Below are 12,692 nucleotides of genomic sequence, written 5' to 3' on the forward strand. Positions count from 1 at the left end.
ATCGCGCCGCACTCTTCTGTCTATTTTTGCACATGCATTCGTAAGAAATGCTCGACGTCGACCGTCTCGTAACCATTACGTTCGTTGAAGGTGCCGGATTTGTCCCACCACATTCCCTCACCCAAGGCAAATGCTGCACGATAGCGGGCCATTACGTCATCCGGAGCAGCTTTCAAATCCGCCCGCAATTTATCCAGAGTCCATACGGTCTTCTTAAATGCCTTCCCCGTGACCCGTTCGACGACATCGGCAAGTTGCCCGTATGAGATCGTGTCACCTGCCACGTAAACAACCTCATTAGCCAATCGTGGTTCAGCCAGCAATATTTCAGTCGTCAGCCAGCCAATGTCCTCGGGGATCGTCACTGTCACTTTGGTATCCCAACTTCCCAAGCCATGAACGGTTCCACGTTCCAGATCCACCACGTCGAAGGCTGGCTCAAACAGGAAACTCGTGAACATGCCAGTCGAGACAATCACCCATTCGGTACTCAGTTGGCTACGTAGCAGCTGCCTCACGTCGTACTGTTCATCAAAAACCGGATGGCCGCTGTTTCGGCCCACAACGTCATAATCAACACCGAATTGCCAAGGAAAATAGCGCGCAACGTTGGCAGCCAACACCGCTCTGGTTATTTTCATCTGAGTGCCCGGCCCTGCCACAAATCCCGAACAATTCAATACCGTCTTATAACTATTGAAAAGCGCTGTCAGGGCGTGTTCATCAGAAGCCAGGTCGAATCCCATAACGTCAATGCCTAGTGCGCGGAGTTCAGCCAGCTTTGCCCTATCCTGCACCGAAGGATCGTTAATAGTACCCGGTGAAACGAGCGCCGTGACCGACAACTCCAAGGCTCGCGCACGCGGGGCGAGAGCACGTAGGACAGCCATACCGAGCTGTCCTGCACCAAGCACAAGAATGTCCTTCAGCACCGATCCGCTGTTATTCATTTTTTAACTCCTTCGAAATTTCAAATTATCGACATCATAGGGATGAGCGAATTTTCCCCATGCATTCAGTTTGCCAATATGTCCCTGAGCTGATAACTCTTGTAAAAATCAGCCATTTCAGAGATGGAGTGTTATGTTATACAAGAATGCGCGCATGATAAGATTCAGCCACATCACTTAATAATTTGAAAAAATCAAACAATTAAGTGATGTAGCCGCTGACACGATAGGTACGCCATATACGCGTCTTATGAAGTTTCATAACAAAATGAGGAGACATCGTATGGATCGGTTTCAGGCCATGGAAATATTCATGCGAGTGGTCGATGCGGGTAGTTTCAAAAAAGCGGCGGAAACCATGCATGTTTTACCCTCCACCGTAACCCGCAGCATTAAGGAACTCGAATCACATCTGGGGGCTCGGTTACTCAACCGAACAACACGAGCGCTCAGCATTACGGATGTTGGCCTGCGCTATTACGACAGTTGCAAAGCGATCTTGCATGATGTGCACGCCGCTGAAAGCGTAACGGCACAGCAAAAGGAAGAACTGCATGGAACGATCAGAATCGGTGCGACATCTTCTCTGGTCAAAAATTTCCTTATCCCCACGCTGCCCGACTTCTTTGAACGTCATCCCGGAATAAAGTTGGACTTCCACTTGGGTGATGCCACCGTGGATATCGTCCAGCAGGGTATCGATTGTGTCATCAGAACCGGAGAACCGCCGTTATCGCGACTGGTCGCACGGCGACTCGGTGCGTTCCAGTGGTATATTTGCGCGTCTCCACGCTATCTAGAGAAGCATGGTTACCCTACAACGTTAGACTCGCTCAAAGAGCACACCGCAGTAGGATATACCCACAGCCGGACAGGACATTCAGCTCGCTGGGATTTTCACGATGGATCGCGCACCGTAGCAATTCCAATAACAGCACAGATCAGCGTAAATGACACTGATGCCTATGTTGCCGCTGGTGTAGCCGGTTTGGGGCTAATACGCATTGCCAGCTATATGGTGCCCCAGCAACTTGCTGATGGACATCTTGTCAGGCTACTTCCTGATATCAGTGCACCACTTGAACCTCTTTTCATTCTCTACCCACAAAGCCGCCACCTCTCGCCTGCGATCCGCGCCTTTATCGACTGGTGTACTGCGCGGATCGGGCAGGAGGCCATTAAATGGTAAATGACCACAAATAGGACACAAAAGCCGTCACGTTAAGCGAAGTTGTGAGCATACGGCTGTTACACCACAGTATCTGAGCGAGCCTATAGGGCGAGTTTGAGTTTAAATCCACCAGGTTTGCGCCGTCGGAACGCTGAGAGCCTTTCGCTGCCCGACTTAACCCTTTACAATGTGCCGTTCTCAACGGGGTGCGGAAAATTTTTCGCTGAGAAGATACCCGTCGAACCTGATCCGGTTAATACCGGCGAAGGGATTTGAGAGTGCTGCTTATTGCTGCCTCAAAGTCCTTTGCCACCCTATGATTCTCAGGAGTGCAAAGTGTTAAATCAATTATTACCGCGTTCAGCCACCGTGCTGAAAACCAGCCTGTCTTGCCTGCTACTGCTCTCAGCTTCGGCTTTCGCCAAACCCGCGTTGACCGTTTATACCTATGATTCATTCGCTTCCGAGTGGGGTCCAGGCCCTGTCATCAAGACCGCGTTTGAAAAAGAGTGCGAGTGCGAGCTGAACTTCGTCGCGCTGGAAGATGGTGCCTCGCTGCTGAACCGTCTGCGTATGGAAGGCAAGAACAGCAAAGCGGATATCATTCTGGGACTGGACAACAATCTGTTGCAGGCAGCGGAGCAAACCGGCCTGTTTGCGCCACACAATCTGGACACCCGCGCCGTTACGGTACCGGGCGGCTGGAGCAATAAAACGTTCGTTCCTTATGACTACGGCTATTTCGCGTTTGTGTATAACAAAAACACGCTGAAGAACCCGCCGAAAAGCCTGCATGAGCTGGTGGACAGCAACGAACCGTGGAAAGTGATCTATCAGGATCCACGTACCAGCACGCCGGGACTAGGCCTGCTGATGTGGATGCAGAAAGTGTATGGCGACGATGCGCCGCAAGCCTGGCAAAAGCTGGCGAAGAAAACCGTTACCGTCACCAAAGGCTGGAGCGAAGCCTACGGTCTGTTCCTGAAAGGGGAAGCGGATCTGGTGCTGAGCTACACCACGTCGCCCGCCTATCACATCATTGAAGAGAAGAAAGACAATTACGCAGCAGCGACCTTCAGCGAAGGACACTATCTGCAAATTGAAGTCGCCGGACAGCTGGCGTCCAGCAAAAATCCCGAGCTGGCAAAACGTTTTATGCAGTTCATCCTGAGCCCAACCTTCCAGCAGGCGATCCCTACCACGAACTGGATGTATCCGGCGGTTAAAACCGACCTGCCAGCAGGCTTCGCAACGCTCGCGGTGCCGGAAAAAGCCATGCAGTTCAGCGCGCAGGAAGTCGCTGACCAAAGGACGCAGTGGATTCAGGCATGGCAACGCGCCGTCAGCCACTGATCGGCGGACGTCTGTGGCCAGGGCTACTGGCCACAACGCTGTTAATTTCCGTTGCCGCACTGGCTTTCGGTGCCCTGTGGCTACAGGCGCCAGAAAGCCAGTGGCGCACGCTATGGCATGACAGCTATCTCTGGCATGTCATTCGATTTACCTTCTGGCAGGCCTTTCTCTCCGCACTGTTTTCTACCGTTCCGGCCATTTTTCTAGCCAGAGCGCTGTATCGACGACGCTTTCCCGGCCATCGCTGGCTGCTGCGCCTGTGCGCGATGACGCTAGTGCTGCCCGTGCTGGTGGCCGTGTTTGGCCTGCTCAGCGTTTACGGTAGACAAGGCTGGCTGGCTTCTGCGCTGGGCTGGTTTGACCTGAAATATACGTTTTCGCCCTATGGGTTGCAGGGCATCCTGCTGGCACACGTCTTCTTCAATCTGCCTCTGGCAACCCGATTGCTGTTGCAGTCGTTAGAAGGCATCGCTATCGAGCAACGTCAGTTGGCCGCGAATCTGGGCATGAACAGCTGGCAGCATTTACGCCTGCTGGAATGGCCCGCCCTGCGCCGGCAGATTTTACCCACTGGCGCGCTGATTTTTATGCTCTGCTTCGCCAGCTTTGCCACAGTGCTGTCGCTGGGTGGCGGCCCGCAGGCAACCACGATTGAGCTAGCTATCTATCAGGCATTAAGCTTTGATTACGATCCGGGGCGCGCGGCGCTGCTGGCGTTAATTCAGATGGTTTGCTGTCTTGGTTTGGTACTGCTGAGCCAGCGACTGGGCCGCATTCTGCCGGTCGGCAGCACACAGCAGCTTGCCTGGCGCAACCCGCAGGATAGCGCCTTAAGCCGCGTTATCGATGGCCTGCTGATTGGTGCGCTATTGCTGCTGGTCGTCCCTCCTTTGCTGGCCGTGGTGGTGGATGGCGTGAACCGATCGCTGGTTACCGTGCTGCAACAGCCCGTGCTCTGGCAAACGCTGTTTACCTCGCTGCGCATTGCCTTAGGCGCGGGGCTGCTGTGTCTGGTACTGACCATGATGCTGCTCTGGAGCAGTCGCGAGCTCAAGCTACGCCAGAAGCCACTCTACGGACAGTTGATGAACCTGAGCGGTATGCTCATCCTCGCCATGCCCGGTATTGTGCTGGCAACCGGCTTTTTCCTGCTGCTGAATAACAGCATCGGATTGCCGCAGTCCCCTTACGTACTGGTAGTGTTCACCAATGCGCTGATGGCGATTCCCTACGCGATCAAAGTGCTGGAGAACCCAATGCTGGACGTTGCCGAGCGTTACAACCGACTCTGCACATCGCTGGACATTCGCGGCTGGCAGCGTCTGAAGCTAATTGAACTCGCCGCGCTGAAACAGCCGCTAGCACAGGCATTGGCCTTTGCCTGCGTGCTGTCGATCGGTGATTTCGGCGTTATCGCGCTGTTTGGCAATGAGCAGTTCCGCACGCTGCCGTTCTATCTGTACCAGCAAATTGGTTCCTATCGCAGCGCCGACGGCGCAGTCACGGCGCTGCTGTTAATGCTGCTGTGCTTTATGTTATTTACCCTGATTGAGAAACTGGCGGGCCGTCATGATCGCGCTTGAGAAATTGACCTACTTTTATCAGCACTTGCCCATGCGTTTTGATTTTCACGTCAAACCGGGCGAGCGCATCGCCATCCTCGGCCCTAGCGGTGCAGGGAAAAGTACGCTGCTGAATCTGGTTGCGGGTTTCCTGATGGCAGACAGAGGGGAATTACGGCTTAACGGCGAGTCTCACCGCGAGACACCGCCTGCTAAACGGCCAGTTTCGATTCTGTTTCAGGAAAATAACCTGTTTCCTCACCTGACGATTGGGCAAAATATCGCGCTGGGGCTTCATCCCGGCCTGCGACTGAGTGCAGAACAGCGCGAGACGTTACGGCAGATCGCCGATCGGGTCGGTCTGGCCGATCTTCTGGATCGTCTGCCGTCGCAGGTTTCCGGCGGGCAGCGTCAGCGTGCGGCATTGGCACGCTGTCTGGTGCGTCACCAGCCCATTCTGCTACTGGATGAACCGTTCTCGGCGCTCGATCCTGCGCTGCGTCAGGAGATGCTCGATCTGGTTGAAAGCGTGTGTCAGGAGCGTGAGTTCACGCTGTTGATGGTATCTCACAATCTGGATGATGCCATGCGGATCGCGAAGCGTACGGTGCTGATCGTGGACGGGCAGATTTATTATGATGGGCCGACTCAGGCGTTACAGGATGGCAGCGCCGAGGCAGCCGCCATCCTAGGAATTTCACGTCCGTCTTCGGATTGAGGAACTAAGGCAAAGCCTGATAGCGCAGGTTGCTGAACGTCACGTCTCCCTCGCCCGAAGCATACAAAGCAGGCCGCAAACTGAGGAAGTCATACGCAACGTTGTGATGGTAGCCGGATACTTCCATCTGCACCGGGTATTTCTTCCACGGTTCCTGATCCGAGGTTCGGGTGTAGAACGTCACAATATGGCGATCGTTTTTCATCCGAATCTGCACCTCATTGCCCGTAATATGCGGCAATTTCTTCTCCGCCCTTTCCAGCCCGTAGCGATGCATGACGGTGCCATCCTGATTAAACGACAGCCCGACGTACAGCTTCGCGTTGTAGAACAGCAGTAAACCAGCCTGCGCGCCGGGAGCAAAGTTCGCCGTCACTTCAATCTGGTAAGCCTGATCGCCGGGGATCATCGTCAGTGGCGCGCTATCTTTCGGCGACGTGCCTTTTGCCTTTAGATGCAACTTACCGTCGCTAAGAGTAACCCGCTTTAGCTCTTCCGCATTGGCGCGGTAGAAATGCCAGCGTGCCGGAAATTTATCGTCGGTAAAGCTATCAGACCAGCCAATGCCGTGAGGCACCGCCTCACCGCCTTCCGGCTTGCGAATCGGTTTGCCAGTATCGAATCCGGCTGACGTAAACCAGCCGTCATCGCCCCAGACAATCGGCTCCAGCATCGCCTGCCGCCCCAGCGTCATAAAGCCGTTTTCATAGCCGTGATACACCATGTACCAGTTTTTATCCGGTCCTTCGATCAGCGTCGCATGGCCGCGCGACCACCACTTCTCTGAACGATCCTGCGTGCGGATAATCGGGTTATGCGGCGAGTTTTCCCACGGTCCGTTGATCGATTTAGATCGCGCAGCAATCACCATGTGCCCGGTCGGTGGCCCAGCCGTTCCGCCTTCCGCCAGCACCATGTAGAAGTAGTCGCCGTGGCGCAGCATCTTAGGCCCCTCCTGCGAGAAGCTTTCCACATCCCACTCTTCCGGGTACTGCCATCCCTGATAGACCACCGCCATGTCACCGACCGTCGATAGTCCGTCGTCCGTTAATTGCACGCGGTTACCACCCGACATAAAGATGTAACGCTTGCCATCCTCTCCCACGACGTGGCCGGGATCGCTAGCTGGGTTTTTCAAGCCAGTATCTTTCGGCGGCGTCCACGGGCCGTGGATATCATCGGCGGTAATCACATACAGCGTTTTCTTTTTCGTCCCTTTGGCATCGATAATCCGGTTGGTAGTGAAATAGATGTAATACTTGTCGTTGTGTTTCACCAAATCCGGTGCCCAGATTGCATCGACAGGCGTCGTGATCGCCGGGCCAAGTGGTTCCCAGTTCACTAAATCGCGCGAGCGCCAAATCAGCAGTCCGGGGATGTCGTCAAATGACGAGAACGTCATGTAATAGTCATCCCCGTCTTTGATAATCGTGGGGTCAGGATGATCGCCCGCAATAATCGGATTGAGATAACAGCCATTGCCCAAATCCGCCTGACGCTGCTGTTCAATCCCCCGCATCCATTCGTTGGCTGGGCCAGCCTGACAGGCCATCGCCGTGCCGATACCCATTGCCATCAATAACATACCGCTTAATACGCCTTTCCCTACCGCTCGGGACATGCCCATTTATCACCACCCACTATCCTAATGATTATTTTATAATTTATAACATTGAAACCCTGTTCCAATTGTGAAAACAGTCACGCTTCTCTCGGTTATACGGCGAAAAATCAAGCGCTAATAACACCGTGCCATTTTCAATATACTGTGACCAATTCGACATATTCAGTTTTTATCCCTTGTAGGTATTGTGTCTTTTTGTGCTGCTGTGCTTATATGAATTGGCGATTGAATAACTCATTCGAACACAACACTCGACCGCAAATAACTCGAACATAAATAGGATTCCCGTGACGCACTACACTTCTTCCACTTCAGCACTACTACACACCGCGCATGTTGACGCGGTCGTCGTCGTGCGCGTGGTGGTCGTGGTCGTCGTCGGCAGCGCGCCGTAACGGGTTCCGAATCGAAGATTCTCAAACCCCGCCGGCGCAAGCCGAGCGGGGTTTCTTGTTTCTACCCTCCCCGCTCCGACACCGCACCGGCCCTGATGAAGGATGTAAACATGCGTTATACAGGCGCTCAGTTAATTGTTCGGCTGCTCGAACAGCAGGGCATCACCACCGTAGCGGGCATTCCCGGCGGCGCGGCTCTGCCGTTATATGATGCACTGGGTCAAAGTAAGACGATTCGCCACGTTCTGGCTCGCCACGAGCAAGGCGCTGGGTTTATGGCACAAGGCATGGCGCGAGCCAGCGGACGCGCTGCGGTTTGTATGGCTTCCAGCGGGCCGGGGGCGACCAACCTGCTCACCGCCATCGCCGATGCCAAACTGGATTCGATCCCGCTGGTGTGTATCACCGGTCAGGTGCCTTCCAGCATGATCGGTACCGATGCGTTTCAGGAAGTCGACACCTACGGCATCTCTATTCCCGTCACCAAACATAACTATCTGGTTCGCGATATCAACGAGCTGCCGCGCGTGATTCCAGAAGCCTTTCGCATCGCGCAGTCGGGCCGCCCCGGTCCGGTGTGGATCGATATTCCAAAAGACATTCAGAACGCGACCATTGAGCTGAGCGAACTGCCGGGCGTCTTTCCTCTCGATACGCCACCCGCCATCGCCCAGCAGGAAATCGAGCGTGCTGCAGCCATGATTAATGCGGCTCAGCGTCCGGTGCTCTATCTGGGTGGTGGGATTGTTAGCGGCGTCGCACACGAACAAGCGCTTCAATTGGCGGAACGTTCTAGCCTGCCAACCACCATGACGCTGATGGCGCTGGGAACCATGCCCGTCGATCATCCTCTGTCGCTCGGGATGCTGGGTATGCACGCCGCACGATCAACCAATCTGATCTTACAGCAGGCAGATTTGTTAATTGTGCTAGGTGCGCGTTTTGACGATCGCGCGATTGGTAAAGCGGAGCAGTTTTGCCCGCAGGCCAGCATCATTCATATCGATATCGATCCCGCCGAACTGGGTAAGATCCGTCAGCCGCACGTGGCGATCAACGCGGATGTAGCACAGGCGTTGGATCAGCTGCTGCCGCACATTACGCCGCAGCAGCGTGACGTCTGGCGTACCACCGTTCGCGGGCTGCAACAGGAATTTCCGTTCAGCATGCCGGGCGCTGACGATCCATTAAGCCATTATGGTCTGGTTCAGGCCACGGCACAGGCGCTGACGGATGATGCCATCATCACGACCGATGTCGGCCAGCATCAGATGTGGGTCGCGCAGTCTTATCCGCTGCGTCGCCCGCGCCAGTGGCTGACATCCGGCGGGTTTGGGACGATGGGCTTTGGCCTGCCTGCGGCAATTGGCGCGGCGCTGGCTGAACCGGATCGCACCGTGGTGTGTTTCTCGGGTGACGGCAGCCTGATGATGAATATTCAGGAAATGGCGACGGCAGCAGAGGAAGGACTTAACGTAAAAATCGTCCTGATGAACAACCAGTCGCTCGGTCTGGTTCACCAGCAGCAGGATATGTTTTTCCAGAAGCGCATCTTCGCGGCCGATTACCGCTACAGCGCGAATTTCCTCGCGATTGCCGCAGGTTTTGGCTTTGCAACCTGCGATCTGAACGCCGCAGCCGATCCACAGGCCGCGCTGCAAGAGATGCTCAATCAACCGGGTCCTGCGCTGATCCACGTACTCATTGACGCCAATGAAAAAGTGTTACCCATCGTGCCACCGGGTGCCGCGAACATCGATATGATCGGAGATTAATGACTATGTCAATTCAACCAACTTCGCCAACGCAAGCAACGTCAAATCAGGTCACGCTGGAACTCTCAGTGCGCAACCACCCCGGCGTGATGTCACACGTTTGCGGCCTGTTTGCCCGCCGGGCATTTAACGTAGAAGGCATTCTGTGTATGCCGCTGGCAAATGGAGAGGAAAGCCGGATCTGGCTACTGGTTAAAGATGACCAGCGGCTACAGCAAATGATCAGTCAGGTGGAAAAGCTGGAAGACGTCCTTCAGGTTCGCCGTCACGGTGAAGAAATGCGTATTTTTGAGCAGGTCGCCGAGTTCTACTGCTAAATGGCTTGGCCGGGTCTTCCCGGCCTGCCCAACATTACCCGTTTAACACCTGCCATAGCAGATGGCGGTAAACTGGCATCAGCGGGTGCTGAATCAGTACGACCAACAAGGCAACCGCCGCCACGGACATCACGGGCGCGCCCCAGCGCAAACGTCTGAGCGGCATCTTTCTGCTAAACCAGTCATGATTTTTACGCTTATCACTGCGCCACCAGCGCCAGTTTAGCCAGCCTGCGCCCCACACCATGATGGCAGTAATCAGCAGCAGCCACTTAAATCCTGCGCTGTTCGTCCCCGCGGGAATATCAATCGCAACACCAGCCAAAATGCCGGGTAAGAAATAGGCCGGCGGCCACAGCAGGCAGCCGATGATATTCGGCACGGCAAATTTATAAGGCGGTAACCCCAGCATCCCCGCCACCATCGGAATAAGCGGACGCGTCGGGCCGACAAAACGTCCGATCAGTATCGTCGGCATCGGGTGCTGATACAGGGCATATTCCGTTTTACTCAGCAACGCCTGATGCTTTTTCAGGAAAGACCAGTTATGCAGCGGTGCCTTAAAACGCATGCCAATAAAATAGGAAATCCAGTCCCCTAGCAGGCAACCAATAATCCCTGCCGCCCACGCCGGGTAAAGCCCCATTTGTCCGCTGCCGATCAGTGCTCCCAGCGTTGCCATCATCACCGTTCCCGGCAACAACAGCCCCACCAGAGCCAGAGATTCAAGAAAGGCAACCAGCATGACGGCGATCAGTGAATACGCTAGCGATTGGGTAACCAGATGATCCAGCCACGCTTCCATAAAATCTACCCGTACGTTATAAAAATAAGGATTGTCTGGATCATAGCAGAAGCCGTCAACTCCTGATTTCACCCCCTCATTCGATTGTGGCTACGGTAAAAATCAACACGCCGGATTACCACACGATTTCGTCTCCCAGGCGCGAGCGCCCCTCCGTCTGCTAGCACGAAACCCAGCAATATCCTACTGAAAATATGTAGCATAGTTTATCTATCCCGCGTTGAAGCGATCTCAGCTCACGGGTATAGAAAGCCTGTACGTTCTGATAAATATCAACTATTCCCCTTATCAAGGCACACGCAATATCATTTTCCAATTCAAGCCGTTAGCACCACTTCAGTAATGTTGTTTTATGGTCAATTCTTTTGCACCGAGGGGCATCAACACTTATGATAGCGGTCATTTTTTGCCACTGTGCCATACTGCCACTATGTTTTTTAAACTACTCAACCATTTCGGGTTACGACGTCTTATCCTACTCTTGGCAGTGGCGAGCGCCTTGGTAACACTGGCAAACAGTTTTTATGCCAGCTATCGCGTCCAACGAGAGCTGCTGATTGATAATACGCTTGAAGCCAACCGCGTTTACGCCACCAAACTCGCGGCGATGACCCATTCCTTTTTTAAAGAAGCCCAGCAGCAGTTAGCCTACAGCGCCAATATCGTCGCCACCCAGATGGATGATAAGGTCAGCCTGCTTAAAGAAGCCGACCGCCTGCGGCTACAGACCAGCAATTTTAACTCTGTCGTCATTGCCGATGAAAAAGGCATCGTCAGAGCCACATCGCCCGATACGTTCCAATTAATCGGGAGAAGCCTGACATCAGAAGGCGCTCTCGAAGCCTTGAAAGAAAAGCAGCCACTTATCAGCCAGCCCTATGTCTCCGCCGCCAATAACCTCATCGTGCTGATATCTTCGCCGATATTCACACGAGATGGCCGCTATAAGGGGTTTATCGGTGGTTCGATCTATCTTAAGCAGCCCAGCGTGCTCAATACCCTCTTAGACAAACACTATTACCGCGATGGTTCTTATATTTACGTTACCGATAAGAACAAAAAAATGCTGTATCACCGTGACATGGAACGTATTGGCAAAACAGAAACCAATAATCTGCAGATCGATGCGCATCATGAAAATAATGGCAGCCAGCATATGGTGAACTATCTGGGCGAAGCCATGCTGGCGGGTTACGCCGTTGAAGTCACCTCACAGTGGCAGATTGTGGCGCTTCGCCCAATGGACATCACGCTGAAACCGCTCGATAGCCTGATGCTGAACGTGCTGCGTCATACGCTTCCGCTCGCGCTGTTGACCATCTTCTGCGTCTGGCTGCTGGCCCGACTCATCGCCCAGCCGCTGTGGCTACTGGCGCGTAGTGCCAATAAGATGGATGCACTCGATGTCTCCGACGACATCAGAAATATCCACTCCTGGTATTTCGAAGCCTCGCAGCTCAAACAGGCCATGCTGTTGGGTATCGATTTACTCCAGCGCAAAATTGGTAAGTTGCGTTCTGAAGCACACTCAGACCCCATGACCGAACTGCTCAATCGTCGCGGGTTGGATAGCGTGCTCCGCTACTGGCAAATGGGGCAAAAAAGCTTTGCGGTCATCGCGCTGGATATCGATCGCTTCAAGCGCATCAATGACACTCACGGCCACGATGTCGGCGACAACGTCATTCGCTATCTCTCACAGCTTATTCGCACCAACTCACGCGATGCCGACATTCTGTGCCGCAGCGGCGGTGAAGAATTTTTGATTCTACTGCCGGAAACCAGTCTCGACGTCGCACTCAGCATCGCTGAACGGCTACGACAGCGTGTGCAGGAATTGACCATTCCTGTCGTGGGCAATATCACCATCTCATTAGGCGTTGCCCTGTGGGAACCGGGCGTCAGCGATATGCCAATCGATCGCACCTTCAAGCTGGCAGATGAAGCCCTGTATCAAGCCAAGCAAGAAGGCCGCAACCGTGTGGTTTCAGCCTCCGGCAACGAGCAGTAATCCATTTTCCC

10 protein-coding genes and 1 riboswitch are annotated in these 12,692 nt (G+C 54.0%); of the genes, 7 read left to right on the forward strand and 3 right to left on the reverse strand.

Features of this window, described 5'->3' with window-relative positions:
• Positions 1–20: 20 nt before the first annotated feature.
• The gene (locus NXT09_RS07825) at positions 21–950 is read right to left on the reverse strand and encodes an aromatic alcohol reductase (protein WP_268579336.1); all 930 of its coding nucleotides are present in this window, start codon (positions 948–950) and stop codon (positions 21–23) included.
• A gap of 283 nt (positions 951–1,233) precedes the next feature.
• Here NXT09_RS07825 and NXT09_RS07830 point away from each other — a divergent pair, with 283 nt between their 5' ends.
• The 4 genes from NXT09_RS07830 to thiQ all read left to right on the forward strand — a co-directional run bounded on the left by NXT09_RS07830 (position 1,234) and on the right by thiQ (position 5,754).
• On the forward strand, positions 1,234–2,139 hold the full coding sequence (locus NXT09_RS07830) for a LysR family transcriptional regulator (protein WP_268579337.1): 906 nt from the start codon (positions 1,234–1,236) through the stop codon (positions 2,137–2,139).
• A gap of 174 nt (positions 2,140–2,313) precedes the next feature.
• Positions 2,314–2,410, forward strand: a riboswitch (TPP riboswitch).
• 80 nt (positions 2,411–2,490) lie between these two features.
• Entirely contained in the window at positions 2,491–3,474 is a 984-nt protein-coding gene (gene thiB / locus NXT09_RS07835) for a thiamine ABC transporter substrate binding subunit (protein ID WP_205555817.1), read from the forward strand.
• Positions 3,450–5,057 (forward strand): thiamine/thiamine pyrophosphate ABC transporter permease ThiP, encoded by a 1,608-nt coding sequence (gene thiP, locus NXT09_RS07840; RefSeq protein WP_268579338.1) that lies wholly within the window; start codon positions 3,450–3,452, stop codon positions 5,055–5,057. Before thiB ends, thiP begins: the two co-directional genes overlap by 25 nt.
• Entirely contained in the window at positions 5,044–5,754 is a 711-nt protein-coding gene (thiQ, locus tag NXT09_RS07845) for a thiamine ABC transporter ATP-binding protein ThiQ (RefSeq protein WP_268579339.1), read from the forward strand. The genes thiP and thiQ overlap by 14 nt, the downstream gene beginning before the upstream one ends.
• Positions 5,755–5,758: 4 nt before the next feature.
• Here thiQ and NXT09_RS07850 read toward each other — a convergent pair whose 3' ends face one another.
• A complete protein-coding gene (locus NXT09_RS07850; RefSeq protein WP_268579340.1) occupies positions 5,759–7,381 on the reverse strand; it encodes a family 43 glycosylhydrolase in 1,623 nt (540 codons plus the stop codon).
• Positions 7,382–7,883: 502 nt separating this feature from the next.
• Between NXT09_RS07850 and ilvB the strand changes: the two genes are divergently transcribed.
• Positions 7,884–9,548 carry an acetolactate synthase large subunit gene (ilvB, locus tag NXT09_RS07855; protein ID WP_268579341.1) on the forward strand — a complete coding sequence of 555 codons (1,665 nt, stop codon included), beginning with the start codon at positions 7,884–7,886 and terminating at the stop codon, positions 9,546–9,548.
• A 5-nt stretch (positions 9,549–9,553) separates the two neighbouring features.
• Positions 9,554–9,865 (forward strand): acetolactate synthase small subunit, encoded by a 312-nt coding sequence (gene ilvN, locus NXT09_RS07860; protein ID WP_029368145.1) that lies wholly within the window; start codon positions 9,554–9,556, stop codon positions 9,863–9,865.
• 34 nt (positions 9,866–9,899) lie between these two features.
• Here the strand turns inward: ilvN and NXT09_RS07865 are convergent, their stop codons facing one another.
• A complete protein-coding gene (locus NXT09_RS07865; protein ID WP_268579342.1) occupies positions 9,900–10,670 on the reverse strand; it encodes a DedA family protein in 771 nt (256 codons plus the stop codon).
• 430 nt (positions 10,671–11,100) lie between these two features.
• On the opposite strand from NXT09_RS07865, the gene NXT09_RS07870 reads away from it, so the two are divergent.
• On the forward strand, positions 11,101–12,681 hold the full coding sequence (locus NXT09_RS07870; protein ID WP_268579343.1) for a sensor domain-containing diguanylate cyclase: 1,581 nt from the start codon (positions 11,101–11,103) through the stop codon (positions 12,679–12,681).
• Positions 12,682–12,692: the final 11 nt, after the last annotated feature.

This window comes from Pectobacterium jejuense, assembly GCF_026800125.1.
Lineage (GTDB): Bacteria > Pseudomonadota > Gammaproteobacteria > Enterobacterales > Enterobacteriaceae > Pectobacterium > Pectobacterium jejuense.